Source organism: Salinimicrobium maris (assembly GCF_049680855.1).
Classification (GTDB): domain Bacteria; phylum Bacteroidota; class Bacteroidia; order Flavobacteriales; family Flavobacteriaceae; genus Salinimicrobium.
The window spans coordinates 712,831-732,011 of the sequence record NZ_JBMPGS010000002.1 but is presented as its reverse complement, the minus strand read 5'-3'; the positions used below and the strand labels follow the sequence as shown (position 1 = coordinate 732,011).

Below are 19,181 nucleotides of genomic sequence, written 5' to 3'. Positions count from 1 at the left end.
ATAACTACTGCGCAATTTTTCATTATGGGCCAAAAAGTGTTGCTTAATTCCAAAGAGGTAAACATCATTATTCATCGCCTGGCCTGTCAATTAGTTGAAAATCATAATAGTTTTGAGAATTCTGTTCTTATTGGAATTCAGCCAAGAGGTATTTTCCTTGCAAATAGAATTCACAAAATCCTTCTGGAAGAGTATGGTTTAAAAGATCTTCCCCTGGGAGCTTTAGATATTACTTTCTACCGCGATGATTTTAGAAGAAGCGGTAAGCCCCTGGAGGCAAATAAAACAAAGATTGATTTTATCGTAGAAAATAAGCAGGTGGTTTTTATAGATGATGTATTATACACTGGAAGAAGTATTAGAGCAGCTTTGACGGCAATTCAATCCTTCGGAAGACCAAAAGATATTGAACTTCTTACATTGATAGACAGGAGGTTTAGCAGGCATTTGCCCATTCAGCCAGATTATAATGGTCGGCAGGTAGATGCTATCAATGAACAAAAAGTAAAAGTGCACTGGCAGGAGAACGAAGGAGAAGATAAGGTGTACGTGATAAACCCATAAAGAACAGGTGCCCACCATGAGTGAGTTAAGTGTCAACCATTTATTAGGAATAAAATATCTTCAAAAAGAAGACATAGAGCTCATTTTTCAAACTGCAGATCATTTTAAAGAAGTGATCAACCGGCCCATTAAAAAAGTGCCTTCCCTGCGCGATATTACCATTGCCAATTTATTTTTTGAAAATAGTACCAGGACAAGACTTTCTTTTGAACTGGCCGAAAAAAGGCTGAGCGCAGATGTGATCAATTTTTCTGCAGCCTCCTCTTCGGTTAAAAAAGGGGAAACTTTAATTGATACCGTCAATAATATTCTTTCTATGAAAGTGGATATGGTGGTAATGCGCCATCCAAATCCAGGTGCGGGAATTTTCCTTTCCCGACATGTAGATGCAAGTATCATTAATGCTGGTGACGGGGCACATGAACACCCTACCCAGGCGCTACTAGACTCTTATTCCATAAGGGAAAGACTGGGTGGTGTAGCAGGAAAAAAAGTAGTAATAGTAGGTGATATCTTGCACAGCAGGGTTGCACTTTCCAACATTTTTGCATTGAAACTGCAGGGTGCAGAAGTAAAGGTTTGCGGGCCAAAAACCCTTATTCCAAAATACATTGAATCTTTGGGAGTAGAGGTAGAGCCAAATCTTAGAAAGGCGCTGGCATGGTGTGATGTGGCAAATATGCTGCGGGTACAGAATGAACGTATGGATATTAGTTACTTTCCAAGTACCCGGGAGTATATTCAACTTTTTGGCCTAAACAAGGCCCTGCTCGATTCGTTAGATAAAAAGATCGTCGTGATGCACCCTGGGCCTATTAACCGGGGAGTGGAAATTACCAGCGATGTGGCAGATTCTGACCAGGCGATCATTTTAGACCAGGTGCAGAATGGAGTTGCAGTTAGAATGGCAGTGATTTATTTGCTGGCATCCAAGATCAAGCAGTAGGTAAAAAGCCTACTTTAAATTTTAAAAATAAAAGCTATGAAAACAACAAAGAAAAATAAATATATGCTCATTGAGCCTCAAGGACAATCTATAACAGACTTTTCCTCGGTACTTACAAAGAAGCATGAAGAATTTAAAAATGAAAACGTGGTTGTAGATCTTCTGAATTACGAAACTGCAGAATCCGCCCATATTTTAAGCTTTTTGGAACTTTCAGATCGTCACCGTATGGAAAAGAAGTCGTTCGTTTTAGTGAACGCTGCAGTAGACATCGAAAAAGTCCCCGAGGAACTTATCGTGGTACCAACTCTTCACGAAGCTGAAGATATTATAGAGATGGAAGAGATAGAAAGAGATTTGGAAGACTAGTCAAAAATGGCTTTTTTAAAAGCTTTTTCTGAAATCTTTTCTGTATTGAAGAAAATACATTCATGAAACTTACCATCTTAGGTTGTTACGCGGCCACTCCACGAACTTTCACCAATCCTACCTCCCAGGTGCTGGAGATCAATAATGAACTCTTCTTGATTGATTGCGGGGAGGGAACTCAGGTGGAACTTCGGCGGAACAAGATTAAGTTTTCAAAGATCAAGCATATATTTATTTCCCATCTTCACGGCGATCATTTCTTCGGACTCGTTGGGCTCATTTCGACCTTCAGGTTGTTGAACAGGGAAAACGAACTACATATATACGGGCCAAAAGGAATTAAAGAGGTCATCACCCTTCAGCTGAAACTTTCAAGTTCCTGGACAAGTTATCCGCTGTATTTTCATGAATTGGAAAATAAGGAACCACAATTGATCCTCAACAACAAAAAGGTGACTGTAGAAACGATTCCGCTGCAGCACCGCATTTATACCAACGGATTTCTATTTAAAGCAAAACCCGGGGATAGAAAGTTGTTGATGAATGAAGTGCTCAATTATGAAATTGATGTAGCTTACTACAAAGGTATAAAGAAAGGCAAAGATGCCTTTTTGGAAGATGGCACTGTAATACCAAATAAAAAACTCACCACACCTCCAGAGCCACCACAGAGTTACGCTTTTTGCAGCGATACAAAATACAATCCTGAAATGGTGGACCAGATTAAAGATGTCACGGTTCTATATCATGAAGCCACCTTCCTTGAGGAGCATGCATATCTTGCCGCTCCTACCAAACATTCTACTGCAAAAGAGGCCGCTGCCATTGCCAATGCTGCAAATGTTTCTAACCTTGTTCTAGGACACTATTCCACACGATATAAAGATATTCAGCTTTTCAAAGATGAAGCTGAAGAAATTTTTCCTTCTGTTGAACTTGCAGATGATGGAAAAACATTCTCTTTCTAGTTAATTACTTCTTTCAGACCTCCATTTTTACTCGTTCATCGACATATATAAATCGATGAAATGCACAGTTTCTGCACGTTATATTGTAGGAACTAAGGTTAAAACTCGTTAATTTTAACTAAAATTGTGTAGTTCGTCGATTAAATTGTGCACTTAACGGAATTTTTTTCTACTTTTCGACTCCCAAGTTTACTAAACGTAACTAGTATGAAAAAATTAGCCTCCCAATTATGTCTGCTGGCCCTGTGTGTGATCAGTTTATCTTCTTGTTCTAAAGAAAATATTGACGAAAACAGCACTTCAGATCTTGTTGCAGTTGCACCACCAGTAAAGTATACTCCTATTGAAGTTGAAATAATGGAGCGTGTAAACAGCTATAGGGCTGAAAAAGGTCTTCCTCAACTTGATTTCATTGATGAAATTTCCTGGGTAGCAGAAGATCACAATTTTCACATGATCCAGAAAAATGAAGTTTGTCATGATAATTTCCCAAGCCGTTATACGGAATTGGTTAATTCAGTAGGAGCGAAAGCGGTTAGTGAGAATGTAGGTTACGGTTATCATTCTGCAGAAGCTGTGGTAAAGGCCTGGATAAACAGTGATGGACATAGAAAGAATATGGAAGGAGAGCTTACGCATTTTGGTATCTCAGTAAAAGAAGATGCTTCTGGAAAATTGTATTTTACCAATATCTTTGTTAGAAAATAGGAGGAAAAAAGCCCCCCCTTATTTAATTCCACTTTTTTTTCGATTAATTCAATAAAAAACGCGGCCCATGGGCCGCGTTTTTCGTGGTTGGTTAGATAGAGCCTATTCCATCCGTACCACTTTAAAGATCGATCTTCTATTTAATTGATGCTGTTCTTCATTGCAATTATCGCAATCAACATCGGGTTGGAGCTCGCCATAACCTTTGTAAGTTACAATTCTTTCCGGAGATATACCTTTTGATAATAGATAATCATAGGTTGATTGTGCTCTCCTGTCTGCCAACTTTCTGTTGTATTCTATAGAGCCTCTAAAATCGGTGTGTGAGCCGATTTCAATTACCAGTCCCGGGTAATCATTTTTCATCAGGTTCACTAGTTTATCCAATTCTGCAGCAGCATCTGGGCGAATGTTGTGCTTGTCGAAATCAAAATAGATCTTGTTGATCTCTGCCAGATATTCTACGTCGTTAATAGGTGACAATTCAATGTTATAGATAAGTTCTATCTTATCATCCATCTCAAAACTGTTCACAGTGCCCAATTTTTGATCGTATTTGATATGCTTTGCTTCTATAGGATAGGTATGGTCGCGGCGGATTTCCTTTTCATAATACCCGGTACTGTCAGTTTCTAAAAAGGCGATTTGCCGGTCGTTTTCGTCCATAAGCCGTACCGTGGCATTGGCAATGGGTTTCCCATTGATGGAATCTGTCACGGTTCCTTTTAGCAGAAGAGGCGCAAGCAATCTCATGTTGTAGATATCGTCTCCGCCCTGTCCGCCAGGCCTGTTGGATGCAATGAAACCTTCGGAAGGATCTTTAGAAGAAATAGAAAAAGAAAAATCATCCAGGCTGCTGTTCACCGGCTCCCCTAAATTGTACGGAATTTCCTCCTTTTCAAGATCAATTACAAAAATATCCAGCAATCCGTAACCTTTATGACCATCTGAAGAAAAGTAGAGTTTATCGTCTTCAGAAATAAACGGAAAAACCTCGTTTCCGGCGGTATTGATTTTCGAACCCAAATTTTCAGGAGTTCCAAAAATGCCATTTTCAAGGCTTACCTTGTAAAGATCGGCGCCGCCATAACCGCCCGGTGCTTCCGAAGCAAAATACAGCGTTTTTCCATCTTTTGAAAGCGCAGGATGCCCTACAGAATAGTTGTTATTGTTGAAAGGCAGTTCTTCGATATTGGTCCACGCGCCGTCGACCAAGGAAGCTTTGTAGATCTTCAAATGATTGACGCCTTCTTTATCTTTTTTACCGTTTTTGTTGTTGAGGTAATTATTTCGGGTGAAATACATGGTTTTTCCATCTTCGGAAATCACCAGCGGACCTTCATGACGCACGCTGTTCACCTCTCCGGAAAGCGATTCCAAAATGCCATTTTTAGAACCTAAGCTGTAAACATCGAGAAAAGGCTCTCCATTCCAGTCATAGATCTTCGGATTTTTAGCGCCTTCGGCTCTGGCTGAAGTAAAATAGGTTACCCCGTTATTTTCATAAGCCCCAAAATCACTAAATTTAGAATTAAAATCAACCGGTTGAATTCTGAACTTTTCCAGTCCCGGGTAAATATTGATCTCATCTTCAGAAAGAAATTCTTTAACAACATTCCTGTATTTTCCTTCTTCCTGATATTTTTTCAGCCATTCCCTAGACGCCTCATACTCCCGAATTCCACGTAACACCTGGGCATATTTGTAGTAATATTCAGGAGAAACCTCTGGTTGCTCCACGACCTTTGCATAATAAGGCGCCGCATTTTCGGGATCTCTAAGTAACAGGTAACTATCTGCCAGTTTCTTCTGGTTGTGCTCTTTGTTGTAATCTTCCTCCAGTAACTCAAGATACATATCTATGGCCCTGGTATAGGCGAAATTATCATATAACCTGTCGGCCTTTTTCTGCTTCCCAGATTGCGCGGTAAGTAGAAAGGACTGGCAAATGAAAAGGAGTAGTAAAAAGTAGTTTTTGTTCATCATCCTGGTAGTTATTAAAAGAACCTTGGGGATTTGTACTTGGTATTTTGTCTTCGGAATTCATAGATCAACAGGATCTCGTGAGTTCCCGAAGTGTAGGGCTGCAGGTCTGAAACCGAATATTCATAAGCGTAACCCAGCCTGAAGGAAGGCACGATCTGAAAATCCACAAAAGCACCCACCGCATCATCAAACCTGTAGTTAGCTCCAAAATATACTTTTTCATCATAAATAAGGGTGCTGGAAATATCTACAGAAAGAGGAGCTCCTTTGGTCGCTTTTAACAAGGTGGTAGGGCGGAGTTTTAAAGTCTCATTCAAATCAAATACATAACCTCCAGTCAAATAGTAATGCACCTGCTCTAATGCTACGTATTCACTTTGTTTGTTGTTGTCATTGTTCAGCAGCTTTGGTGCAGAAAAGCCAATGTACCAATCCTGAGCAGAAAGAAATAATCCGGCACCAAAATTTGGAGTCCAGCGGTTAAAAGTATCTCCGTTAAAAAAAGGATCATCGGGCACATCTACGAGAAGTTCTTCGTCCAGATTATAATAGCTCATTCCGGCCTTTAATCCGAAAGAAAGCGTGGTTAAAGCGTTTACATTTATGGTATAGGAAAAATCACCATAAGCATAAGTGTAATTTTCATAACCCGCTTTGTCATTGATTACAGAAAGTCCCAATCCAATTTTCTCGTTCCGAAGCGGGGAGTGGATAGACAACGTCTGAGTCTTTGGCGCGCCTTCCAGCCCGGACCATTGACTCCTGTGAAGCCCAACTACCGAAATTGCATCGCGATTACCAGCGTACGCCGGATTTATTGAAATAGTGTTGTACATGTACTGCGTGAACTGGGGCAGTTGCTGCGCATACATATTAACACCGGCGAAAAGAATCAAAGCTATGATAAAAATCTTTTTCATTTTCAGAGGTTTATTTCGTGCCCAGGTAGATGTAACCTTGAATTGGTTCAAATCCGCCCTGGTTGATAGTTATAATGTAATAGTAGGTTCCTGAAGGAAGTTGATTTGAACCGGTCACCGAATTAATAGAAGTTCCTGTCCAGTCGTTTTGATAATTTTTCGCTTCATACACTTTATTTCCCCAACGGTTAAAAACCTGAAGGTCATAAGTGAATCCGCAGTCAAGGTCAAGACCAATTTCAAAGCGGTCGTTCTTTTGATCTCCGTTTGGAGTCACCGTTTTAGATATGCTGCCTTTAATATCGTCCACGCCACAAGGCAATACAACGCAATCATCATTGATACCCACCTGTACGGTGGTAGTAGACGAACATTCACCATCATTGATGACGTAGTCAAAAGAATACATTCCCACTGCAAGCAAAGAAGGCTCTATAATGCCATTTTGGAGTGCCCCGGTTTGCTGAGGATCTTCCCAGGTTCCGTTTTCGTTATATTCTCCAATCAGAAGATCAGAAAGCTTGTAAGAAACATCTTCGGTACAAAGATCAACAGTGGTGGTTTCAATTTCTGTTACCGCCGGGTTCACGTTTACTGTCTGAGTGATCACAGCCTCGTTTCCGGGACAATCTGTAGCAGTCCAGGTTCTGGTGATCGTGAAGCTGCCATCTTCGGCATTTATGATACTTTCTTCAAACTCTACATTTACTTCAGAAGAGCAATTATCAGTGAATTCAAGTTCCGGAACCATTGGGATTTCCTCACAGGTGATGTTGATCACCTCTTCAAAATTCCCTGTTAGGGCTGGAGCGACATTATCTTCTACATAAATTATTTGAGTATGAACAATGGAATTGTCATTGCTATCGGTCGCAGTCCAGGTTCTTGTAAGAAGATATTCCGAAGCACAGTCTGATGCTTCCATTTCTTCGGAAAAAATTACTTCGACGCCGCAATTATCTTCAGCAGTTAAAGTAGCTGCCTCTGGAATGTCGTTACAAGATACCGTAACATCTGAAGGTAAAGCGGAAGTCCATTCAGGAGCCGAATTATCTTCAATAATGACATTTTGAATAGCAGTTGAGGTGTTTCCGTTGCCGTCATTAAATGACCAGGTAATAACATATTCTCCCTGTTCATCATACGTCAGCGCATCTGCGGTAGTTCCCGTGATTTCACCGGCACAACCGTCTATAGTCGAAGGAGCGGTTATGGTCACTGCACAATCGCCGTACACCGTCTCGAGCTCAGGAATAACCGGAGCGATGTTATCGATGACAGTCACAGTAAATGTAGTGGTTACTTCGTTTCCTGAAGTATCGGTCGCAGTGTAAGACACAGTAGTTTCTCCAAGCGGGAACTCACTTCCTGAAGCTAAACCTTCATTCAGTTCTACAGTAACACCTTCACAATTATCAGTTGCAGTCGGTAGTTCATATTCCACTGTTGCTGAACAAGAATTTACATCTACATTCTGAGTGATATTGGCCACTGAAGTAATTTCAGGTGCCTCATTATCAGTTACAGTTACATCAAAGCTGCAAGGCGCAGTGTTTCCTGAAGCGTCTTCCACCTGGAAAGTCACAGTGGTAGTTCCAACAGGGAAAGTTTCTCCTGACAACGGACCAGCGATCTGAGTCACAGTCACAGCTCCTGAGTTATCAAAACCTTCCGGAGTTGAAAATTCAACCACAGCGCCACAAATTCCTGCATCAACATTTACGTTAATTGGAGCAGGACACTCAAGAGTTGGATCTTCATCATCGGTGATCACTACATCAAAGCTACAGGTAGCAGTATTTCCTGCACCATCAGTCACAACAAAAGTGTTTGTTGTAGTTCCTAATGGGAATTCAGAACCAGAAGCTAAACCTGCTGTTTGTTCAACTGTGTAAGAACAATTATCAGAAGCAACAGGAGCGTCATAAGTAACAACAGCAGTTGTGGAGCCTGAAGCTACAGTGTCAAAAATATCATTTACACAAGAGATTTCAGGAGCGATGTTGTCAACTACAGTCACCGTGAAAGTGGTGGTCACATCGTTTCCTGAAGCATCGGTTGCAGTGTAAGTTACTGTAGTTTCACCAAGCGGGAATTCACTTCCTGAAGCTAATCCTTCGGTCAGTTCTACAGTAACACCTTCGCAATTATCAGTTGCAGTCGGTAGTTCGTATTCCACAGTTGCGGAACAGGAATTTACATCTACATTTTCAGTAATGTTTGATACTGAAGTAATTTCAGGAGCTTCATTGTCAGTTACAGTCACGCTGAAACTACAAGTAGCAGTGTTTCCTGAAGCATCTTCTACCTGGAAAGTCACCGTAGTAATTCCTACAGGGAAAGTTTCTCCTGAAACCGGACCGGCGATCTGGGTCACAGTCACCTCACCTGAGTTATCAAAACCTTCGGGAGTTGCAAATTCCACAACCGCGCCACAGATTCCTGCATCAACATTTATATCAATGTTTTCAGGACAAGTGATTGTTGGATCCTCATCATCGGTGATAGTGACGTCAAAGCTACAGGTAGCAGTATTTCCGGCGGCATCGGTCACAACAAAAGTATTTGTTGTTGTTCCTAATGGGAATTCACTTCCTGAAGCTAAACCTGCTGTTTGTTCAACAGTGAATTCACAGTTATCGGAAGCAACAGGTGCATCGTAAGTCACAACGGCAGTTGTTGAGCCAGAAGCTACAGTGTCAAAAATGTCATTTGTACAGGAGATTTCAGGAGCGATGTTGTCCAGCACAGTCACAGTAAATGTAGTGGTTACTTCATTTCCTGAAGCGTCGGTCGCAGTGTAAGTCACGGTAGTTTCCCCTAGCGGGAATTCACTTCCTGAAGCTAAGCCTTCAGTTAGTTCTACAGTAACACCTTCGCAATTATCAGTGGCAGTCGGTAGTTCGTATTCCACAGTTGCGGAACAAGAATCTACATCCACATTTTGGGTGATATTGGCTACTGAAGTAATTTCAGGAGCCTCATTATCATTTACAGTTACATCAAAGCTGCAGGTAGCAGTATTTCCTGAAGCATCTTCTACCTGGAAAGTCACTTTTGTAGTTCCAACTGGGAAAACTTCTCCTGATACGGGACCTGCAATCTGGGTTATAGTCACCTCACCTGAATTGTCAGAACCTTCCGGAGTGATGAATTCCACAACCGCGCCACAGATTCCTGCGTCCACATTCACATTAATAGGAGCAGGGCACTCAAGTGTCGGATCCTCGTCATCGGTGATGGTCACAGTAAAGCTACAGGTAGCAGTGTTTCCTGCACTGTCGGTCACAACAAATGTATTTGTTGTTGTTCCAAGTGGGAACGCACTTCCTGAAGCTAACCCTGCTGTTTGTTCTACAGTGAACTCGCAATTATCAGAAGCAACCGGAGCGTCGTAAGTCACAACGGCAGTTGTGGAGCCTGCATCTACAGTGTCAAAAATGTCATTTACACAGGTGATTTCAGGAGCAATGTTGTCCACCACAGTCACAGTGAAAGTAGTAGTTACTTCATTTCCTGAAGCATCGGTCGCAGTGTAAGTCACTGTAGTTTCTCCTAACGGGAATTCACTTCCTGAAGCTAAACCTTCGGTTAAAGTAATTTCAACTCCTTCGCAGTTATCAGTGGCAGTCGGTAGTTCATATTCAACAGTTGCAGAACAGGAATTTACATCTACATTCTGAGTAATGTTGGCCACTGAAGTAATCGTTGGAGCTTCATTATCATTTACAGTAACATCGAAGCTACAAGTTGCTTTGTTTCCTGAAGCGTCTTCTACCTGGAAAGTCACAGTTGTAGTTCCAACAGGGAAAACTTCTCCAGAAACCGGACCTGTAATCTGAGTTACTGTCACGTCACCAGAATTGTCAGAACCTTCGGGAGTTGCAAACTCCACCACAGCGCCACAGATTCCGGCATCAACATTTACATTAATATTTTCAGGACACTCAAGAGTTGGATCTTCATCATCGGTGATCACTACATCAAAGCTACAGGTAGCAGTGTTTCCTGCACCGTCGGTCACAACAAAAGTGTTGGTCGTGGTTCCAAGTGGGAACTCAGATCCTGAAGCCAATCCTGCTGTTTGTTCCACAGTGAAAGAACAATTATCAGAAGCAACAGGAGTGTCGTAGGTCACAACGGCAGTTGTGGAGCCTGAAGCTACAGTGGTAAAAATGTCATTTACACAGGTGATTTCCGGAGCAATATTGTCAACCACAGTTACAGTAAATGTAGTGGTTACTTCATTTCCTGAAGCGTCGGTCGCAGTGTAAGTCACTGTAGTTTCTCCAAGCGGGAATTCATTTCCTGAAGCTAATCCTTCAGTTAAAGTAACTTCCACGCCTTCACAATTATCAGTTGCAGTAGGTAGTTCGTATTTTACAGTTGCAGAACATGAGTCAACATCGACATTTTGAGTAATGTTGGCAATCGAACTAATTTTAGGAGCTTCATTATCATTTACCGTTACATCAAAACTACAGGTAGCAGTGTTTCCTGAAGCATCTTCCACCTGGAAAGTCACAGTGGTAGTTCCCACAGGGAAAACTGAACCAGAAACCGGACCTGCAATCTGGGTCACAGTCACCTCACCTGAATTGTCAGAACCTTCCGGAGTTGTAAATTCAACCACGGCGCCGCAGATTCCTGCATCAACATTTACATTAATATTTTCAGGACACTCAAGTGTTGGATCTTCATCATCGGTGATGGTTACATCAAAGCTACAGGTAGCATTGTTTCCGGCAGCATCGGTCACAACAAATGTATTTGTTGTTGTTCCAAGTGGGAATTCAGAACCAGAAGCCAAACCGGCGGTTTGTTCCACAGTGTAAGAGCAATTATCAGAAGCCACCGGTGCGTCGTAAGTCACAACGGCAGTTGTTGAGCCAGAAGCTACAGTGTCAAAAATGTCATTTACACAGGTGATTTCGGGAGCGATGTTGTCCACCACAGTCACAGTGAAAGTAGTGCTTACTTCGTTTCCTGAAATATCGGTCGCAGTATAAGTCACTGTAGTTTCACCTAGCGGAAATTCACTTCCTGAAGCTAATCCTTCAGTTAAAGTAACTTCCACGCCTTCACAATTATCAGTTGCAGTAGGTAGCTCGTATTCTACAGTTGCAGAACATGAGTCAACATCGACATTTTGAGTGATATTAGCAACTGAAGTGATTTCAGGAGCTTCATTATCTTTTACAGTTACGTCGAAGCTGCAAGTCGAAGTGTTGCCCGAAGCATCCTCGACCTGGAAAGTAACAGTTGTAGTTCCCACAGGGAAAGTTTCTCCTGACACCGGACCTGCAATCTGGGTCACAGTCACCTCACCTGAATTATCAAAACCTTCCGGAGTGGAGAATTCTACAACAGCGCCACAAATTCCTGCGTCAACATTTACGTCGATGTTATTAGGACAAGTGATTGTTGGATCTTCATCATCAGCGATCACTACATCAAAGCTACAGCTAGCAGTATTTCCGGCGACATCCGTCACAACAAATGTATTTGTTGTTGTTCCAAGTGGGAATTCAGAACCTGAAGCTAAACCTGCTGTTTGTTCTACAGTGAACTCACAGTTATCGGAAGCCACCGGTGCGTCGTACGTAACAACAGCAGATGTTGAGCCTGAAGCTACAGTGTCAAAAATGTCATTTACACAGGTGATTTCGGGAGCGACTGTGTCTTCAATTGTCACAGTGAAAGTAGTGGTTGCTTTGTTTCCAGCAGCATCGGTCGCAGTGTAAGTCACGGTAGTTTCTCCAAGCGGGAATTCAGATCCTGAAGCTAAACCTTCAGTCAGTTCTACAGTTACTCCTTCGCAGTTATCAGTTGCAGTCGGTAGTTCGTATTCCACAATTGCAGAACAGGAATCAACATCTACATTTTCAGTAATGTTGGAAATTGAAGTGATTTCAGGAGCTTCGTTGTCATTTACAGTTACATCAAAGCTGCAGGTAGCGGTGTTTCCTGAAGTGTCTTCCACCTGGAAAGTCACAGTGGTAGTTCCAACAGGGAAGACAGAACCAGAAACCGGACCAGCAATTTGAGTAACAGTCACCTTACCAGAATTATCAAAACCTTCCGGAGCTGCAAATTCCACCACAGCGCCACAGATTCCGGCATCAACATTTACATTAATATTTTCAGGACACTCAAGAGTTGGATCTTCATCATCGGTGATCACTACATCAAAGCTACAGGTAGCAGTGTTTCCTGCACCGTCGGTCACAACAAAAGTGTTGGTCGTGGTTCCGAGTGGGAACTCAGATCCTGAAGCAAGTCCGGCAGTTTGTTCAACAGTGAAAGAACAATTATCAGAAGCTACAGGTGCATCAAAATTAACAACGGCAGTTGTTGAGCCAGAAGCTACAGTCTCAAAAATGTCATTTACACAGGTGATTTCAGGAGCGATGTTGTCAACTACAGTTACAGTGAAAGTAGTGGTTACTTCATTTCCTGAAGCATCGGTCGCAGTGTAAGTCACGGTAGTTTCTCCAAGCGGGAATTCAGATCCTGAAGCTAAACCTTCGGTCAGTTCTACAGTTACACCTTCACAATTATCAGTAGCTGTCGGAAGTTCGTACTCCACCGTTGCAGAACAGGAAGCTAAATCCACATCCTGAGTGATATTTGAAACTGAAGTAATTTCAGGGGCTTCATTATCAGTTACAGTTACATCAAAGCTGCAGGTAGCAGTGTTTCCTGAAGCATCCTCGACCTGGAAAGTCACAGTAGTAATTCCCACAGGGAAAACTTCTCCTGACACCGGACCTGCAATCTGGATCACAGTTACCTCACCAGAATTATCAGACCCTTCCGGAGTGGTGAATTCCACAACAGCGCCACAGATTCCTGCGTCCACATTCACATTAATAGGAGCAGGGCACTCAAGAGTTGGATCTTCATCATCAGTGATCACTACATCAAAGCTACAGGTAGCAGTGTTTCCTGCACCGTCAGTCACAACAAAAGTGTTGGTAGTGGTTCCCAATGGGAATTCAGATCCTGAAGCAAGTCCGGCAGTTTGTTCAACAGTGAAAGAACAATTATCAGAAGCTACAGGTGCATCAAAATTAACAACGGCAGTTGTTGAGCCAGAAGCTACAGTCTCAAAAATGTCATTTACACAGGTGATTTCAGGAGCGATGTTGTCAACTACAGTTACAGTGAAAGTAGTGGTTACTTCATTTCCTGAAGCATCGGTCGCAGTGTAAGTCACGGTAGTTTCTCCAAGCGGGAATTCAGATCCTGAAGCTAAACCTTCGGTCAGTTCTACAGTTACACCTTCACAATTATCAGTTGCTGTCGGTAGTTCATATTCCACTGTTGCGGAACAGGAATCTACATCCACATTCTGAGTAATGTTGGCAATCGAAGTTATTTCAGGAACCTCATTATCATTTACAGTTACATCAAAGCTGCAGGTAGCAGTGTTTCCTGAAGCATCTTCCACCTGGAAAGTCACAGTGGTAGTCCCAACAGGGAAAGTTTCTCCTGACGCCGGACCTGCAATCTGAGTTACTGTCACGTCACCAGAATTGTCAGAACCTTCGGGAGTTGCAAACTCCACCACAGCACCGCAAATTCCGGCATCAACATTTACGTTGATAGGAGCAGTGCACTCAAGGGTTGGATCTTCATCATCGGTAATAGTTACAGTGAAGCTACAGGTAGCAGTGTTTCCAGCGCCATCGGTCACTACAAAAGTGTTTGTTGTAGTTCCAAGCGGGAATTCACTTCCTGAAGGAAGTCCGACAGTTTGTTCAACAGTGAATTCACAGTTATCGGAAGCAACCGGTGCATCGTAAGTAACAACTGCAGTTGTGGAGCCTGAAGCTACAGTGTCAAAAATGTCATTTACACAGGTGATTTCGGGAGCGATGTTGTCAACTACAGTTACAGTAAATGTAGTAGTCACTTTATTTCCTGCAGCGTCAGTAGCAGTGTAAGTTACCGTAGTTTCGCCAAGCGGAAAAGTTTCTCCTGAAGATAGACCTTCAGTTAAGGTTACTTCCACTCCTTCACAATTGTCAGTGGCAGTCGGTAGCTCGTATTCCACATTTGCAGAACATGAAGCTACATCTACATTTTGAGTGATATTGGCAACTGAAGTAATTTCAGGAGCCTCATTATCATTTACAGTTACATCAAAGCTGCAAGTAGCAGTGTTTCCGGAAGCATCTTCCACCTGGAAAGTCACAGTTGTAGATCCCACAGGGAAAGTTTCTCCTGACGCCGGACCTGCAATTTGGGTCACAGTCACCTCACCTGAGTTGTCAAAACCTTCCGGAGTTGAGAATTCTACAACAGCGCCACAGATTCCTACATCAACATTTACGTCGATGTTATTAGGACAAGTGATTGTTGGATCTTCATTATCGCTAATCACTACATCAAAGCTACAGGTAGCAGTGTTTCCTGCACCGTCGGTCACAACAAATGTATTTGTTGTTGTTCCAAGTGGGAATTCACTTCCTGAAGCTAAACCTGCAGTTTGTTCCACAGTGTAAGAACAATTATCAGAAGCAACAGGAGCGTCATAAATCACAACGGCAGTTGTTGAGCCTGAAGCTACATTGTCAAAAATGTCATTTACACAGGTGATTTCAGGAGCGATGTTGTCCACCACAGTTACAGTGAAAGTAGTAGTCACTTCGTTTCCTGAAGCGTCAGTCGCAGTGTAAGTCACGGTAGTTTCTCCAAGCGGGAATTCAGATCCTGAAGCTAAACCTTCAGTCAGTTCTACAGTTACTCCTTCGCAGTTATCAGTTGCAGTCGGTAGTTCGTATTCCACAATTGCAGAACAGGAATCAACATCTACATTTTCAGTAATGTTGGAAATTGAAGTGATTTCAGGATCTTCATTATCAGTTACAGTTACATCAAAGCTACAGGTAGCAGTGTTGCCTGAAGCATCTTGGACCCGGAAAGTTACAGTTGTAATTCCTACAGGGAAAGTTTCTCCTGACACCGGACCTGCAATTTGAGTCACCGTTGCGTCACCTGAATTGTCAAAACCTTCCGGAGTGGTGAATTCCACCACCGCGCCGCAAATTCCAGAGTCAACATTTACATTGATAGGAGCAGGGCACTCAAGCGTTGGATCTTCATCATCGGTGATCACTACATCAAAGCTACAGGTAGCAGTGTTTCCGGCACCGTCGGTCACAACAAATGTATTTGTTGTTGTTCCAAGTGGGAACTCGCTTCCTGAAGCTAAACCTGCTGTTTGTTCAACTGTGAATTCACAGTTATCAGAAGCCACCGGTGCGTCGTAAGTCACAACGGCAGTTGTTGAGCCAGATGCTACAGTGTCAAAAATGTCATTTACACAGGTGATTTCCGGAGCGATATTGTCAACCACAGTTACAGTGAAAGTGGTGGTCACTTCATTTCCTGAAGCGTCGGTTGCAGTGTAAGTCACGGTAGTTTCCCCTAGCGGGAATTCAGATCCTGAAGCTAAACCTTCAGTTAAAGTAACTTCCACACCTTCACAATTATCAGTTGCAGTTGGTAGTTCGTATTCAACAGTTGCGGAACAGGAATCTGAATCCACATCCTGAGTGATATTTAAAACTGAAGTAATTTCAGGGGCTTCATTATCAGTTACAGTTACATCAAAGCTGCAGGTAGCAGTGTTTCCTGAAGCATCCTCGACCTGGAAAGTCACCGTAGTAGTTCCCACAGGGAAAACTTCTCCAGACAACGGACCGGCAATTTGGGTCACAGTGACCTCACCTGAATTGTCAAAACCTTCCGGAGTGGTGAATTCAACCACAGCACCACAGATTCCTGCATCAACATTTACGTTATTTGGAGCAGGGCACTCCAGTGTTGGATCTTCATCATCGGTGATCACTACATCAAAGCTACAGGTAGCAGTGTTACCAGCACCGTCGGTCACAACAAATGTATTTGTTGTTGTTCCAAGTGGGAATTCACTTCCTGAAGCTAAACCTGCTGTTTGTTCAACAGTGAATTCACAGTTATCTGAAGCAACCGGTGCATCGTAAGTGACAACGGCAGTTGTTGAGCCAGAAGCTACACTATCAAAAATGTCATTTGCACAGGTGATTTCGGGAGCGACTGTGTCTTCAATTGTCACGTTTTGTACGGCCGTGGTAATGTTTCCGCTTTTATCTTCAAATGTCCATGTAATCTGGTATTCGCCTTGTTCAGTAAAATTTACAGAATCATTAGTAGTTCCTGTAATTTCACCGTCACAATTGTCGATAGTTACGGGAGCTTCAACATTCGCGGCACATTGCGCGGTAATATCCTCTAAACTGACTCCTTCGGGAGCAGCCTTGTCTATAACCTTGATTACCTGCTGAACTTCCTGACTACCACATTCTGAAGTGATACGGAAAGTCCGTGTGATCACCGAAGGCAAATCCTGTTCTAAACGATCTTTGTAAAGTATGCTCTGAATAGCCTTTTCTGAAGCTATAGTTCCTCCCAGTCGCTCAAAAGTGCTTCTTGAAATGGTTCTAAAAGCGGAAGAGAATTCAGGAATAGAGGAGTTATTAAATTCGGTTCCGCATCCCTGCAACTCAACGTTTAAAGGCGCTGTTACTTCAGGCTTTGCAAATACCCTAACTTTAATTGCTGCTTTGTTCTGGCTAATACATTCTGAAGATTCTCCTTCGGCAACGTAATAAGTAAACTCACCAGCTTCGGAAGTAGATGGTGTAACAGAACTTTGAGCAGTTCCGTCTTCCGAAGTGTAGAAGAAAAGCGTATAATTCTGCATGCTTGGTGTTGCAGTTAGAGCAGCTGCCGACTCACCCACACAATATTCCACGTTTTCTACCTGTGGAACAGATGTGATCTCATCTACAGTTACATCAAACGGAATGTAACATGAAGTAGACCCTTCCAAAATAGCATAATAAGCGGTAGTTCCAGGGGTAGTAGGGAAATTTCCTGTAATCTCGTTAGATCCTGAATTTACAGGGTAATTGTCATAGAATCTGGTTCCTGCAGGGAATTCAGAAATGATATCCTGCACCGCAATTCCTTCATCCACGTTACAGGTAGAAAAGGAAATTCTTTCTGGTGTTGCCTGGCAGTTGTTCTGGATAAATTCTGTCGCATCTATGGTGACCAGTAAAGGGTCTGTAATAGGCTGCCCGTAACACTGCCCGTTGTCCTGGTAGCCCTGAATTAATCCTATATTATTAAAAATGGCACCTGTAATAGCGCCCTTACCACTAAGGCTTCCTGTTAAAGGTATTTGAAACTGGTTGCCACAGGTAGAATTTTTGAGTATGGTACAATCTTCTGTGACTTTAAATTTAAGGTGAAGATCCCCCAAAAGTTTAGTGGTGCTGTTGTGAAGTGGCAGCGTTCCAATATCCCAAATAATAGAACCGTTAGGCCCCATTGCCGGATCGTAGATAATATTGTTTGGAGAAGGTGTTTTACCATAGAACTTTGCTTTACCAGAATTTTGGACAAACTCGTAGTTAAAGGGAACAGGAATTGTGATTTTAGCATCATCAACTTCTTCTGAACCTTTGTTATACACCCCTACCGTATATTCTACTTCTTCTCCTGGTGCGGCAGTTGATTGCTCTGTAGAAACTACCGCCTCAAAGTCGGGTACATAAGCATCAACAGACATCACCATATTAAAGATGATGTAAGTATCTTGTGTAGAACCATACCTGAATTTGGTGGAAGTTTGCTTGTTCCCAATTACCGAATTATCAGGATTATCAATAGTGAACATGCTAATATCCATTCCGGTATTGTTCAACAGGTTAGGATTTCTTCCGGCGTCTGTTTTAATCGAGGAATTAAAGAAGTTATTGGTAGCGTTCTGGTCATGGCTTAAACGCTTCCAGGAATTGCTGTTCCTTTTTTGAATATCAAAATAATCTCCCGTTATTCCGCGGTCACCTTCACCTGCCATCATTCCCAGCTTCATGTTTACAGGTCCTTCCTGTGCGGTGTTAAACCCGGAAATAGGAAGTTCAAAGCTGCGGGTGGCATTTCCCTCCACGTAGGCGTAGCCATCAAATACGGTTACATCCCTCAGGTTCATTTGGGCATTCTCATAGATCACTACCATGCCCCAGCCACCGTAGTAGCCTGTAGAACCGCCGTCACCTTCAGTAATTGCCATATCGGCGACCCAATATTCTCCGGTACCTCCTGCCTTTACAATATCAGTAACTTCGGCGTAGGAAGCATACATGTTATCGTCACCGGGAGTGTTGTATGCCGATGCAAAAATGTTTTGATAAATTCCATTTGGCGCTTTAAACCGAATGCTTCGTTTTTTGGAATCTCTTACATTGCTATTCGTTCTTCCGGTCCAGTAAAGTCCGGCGAAAAGAATATTGGTACATTCAGGGTTCGCATTGTTCTCGTTTGAAAAAACCAGCGTAGCACTCGAGGAATTACTAGTGCTCCAATCTGTATCAGAATCAACAGCCAACATATAGTTGAGACTATTCATTTTGTCAACGGAATAGTTATGCACGGTCATGTTTGTATTTCCAAGCATGGTAAAATCACCATTAATGCTATAGATCTTCTTGTTAGGAGAGGCCTCAGAGGTTCTTTGAGTGAAAGGAGCTCTTACCTGCGCGCTTAACTGCAGCATGCTTCCCATAAAAATGGCAAGCAGCAGCAACGTCTTTTTTGAGATGTAAACAGAAATGTCTTTTAAGTAGTATTGTTCCATAGAACCGGATGTTGGTGACAGGAAAT

General features: G+C 42.5%; 8 protein-coding genes. 5 read left to right on the top strand and 3 right to left on the bottom strand.

Annotation, left to right across the window (positions count from 1 at the left end):
• Positions 1-24: 24 nt before the first annotated feature.
• The 5 genes from pyrR (at position 25) to ACOV1Q_RS08820 (ending at position 3,555) form a co-directional block, all read left to right on the top strand.
• Positions 25-564 carry a bifunctional pyr operon transcriptional regulator/uracil phosphoribosyltransferase PyrR gene (pyrR, locus tag ACOV1Q_RS08840; protein ID WP_424494316.1) on the top strand — a complete coding sequence of 180 codons (540 nt, stop codon included), beginning with the start codon at positions 25-27 and terminating at the stop codon, positions 562-564.
• Between the two features lie 16 nt (positions 565-580).
• Complete coding sequence (locus ACOV1Q_RS08835) at positions 581-1,510, top strand: aspartate carbamoyltransferase catalytic subunit (RefSeq protein WP_424494034.1); 930 nt, start codon at positions 581-583, stop codon at positions 1,508-1,510.
• Positions 1,511-1,546: 36 nt separating this feature from the next.
• Positions 1,547-1,879 (top strand): ribonuclease Z, encoded by a 333-nt coding sequence (locus tag ACOV1Q_RS08830; RefSeq protein WP_424494033.1) that lies wholly within the window; start codon positions 1,547-1,549, stop codon positions 1,877-1,879.
• Positions 1,880-1,941: 62 nt separating this feature from the next.
• Positions 1,942-2,847, top strand: a complete 906-nt coding sequence (locus tag ACOV1Q_RS08825) for a ribonuclease Z (protein WP_424494032.1) — start codon at positions 1,942-1,944, stop codon at positions 2,845-2,847.
• A gap of 207 nt (positions 2,848-3,054) precedes the next feature.
• Positions 3,055-3,555 carry a CAP domain-containing protein gene (locus tag ACOV1Q_RS08820; protein ID WP_424494031.1) on the top strand — a complete coding sequence of 167 codons (501 nt, stop codon included), beginning with the start codon at positions 3,055-3,057 and terminating at the stop codon, positions 3,553-3,555.
• Between the two features lie 102 nt (positions 3,556-3,657).
• Here ACOV1Q_RS08820 and ACOV1Q_RS08815 read toward each other — a convergent pair whose 3' ends face one another.
• Genes ACOV1Q_RS08815 through ACOV1Q_RS08805 form a run of 3 tightly spaced genes read right to left on the bottom strand, consistent with a single transcriptional unit; the run spans position 3,658 to position 19,155 of the window.
• Positions 3,658-5,541 carry an OmpA family protein gene (locus tag ACOV1Q_RS08815; protein WP_424494030.1) on the bottom strand — a complete coding sequence of 628 codons (1,884 nt, stop codon included), beginning with the start codon at positions 5,539-5,541 and terminating at the stop codon, positions 3,658-3,660.
• Between the two features lie 11 nt (positions 5,542-5,552).
• Positions 5,553-6,461, bottom strand: a complete 909-nt coding sequence (locus tag ACOV1Q_RS08810) for a PorP/SprF family type IX secretion system membrane protein (protein ID WP_424494029.1) — start codon at positions 6,459-6,461, stop codon at positions 5,553-5,555.
• A gap of 10 nt (positions 6,462-6,471) precedes the next feature.
• Complete coding sequence (locus tag ACOV1Q_RS08805) at positions 6,472-19,155, bottom strand: HYR domain-containing protein (RefSeq protein WP_424494028.1); 12,684 nt, start codon at positions 19,153-19,155, stop codon at positions 6,472-6,474.
• Positions 19,156-19,181 lie beyond the last annotated feature (26 nt).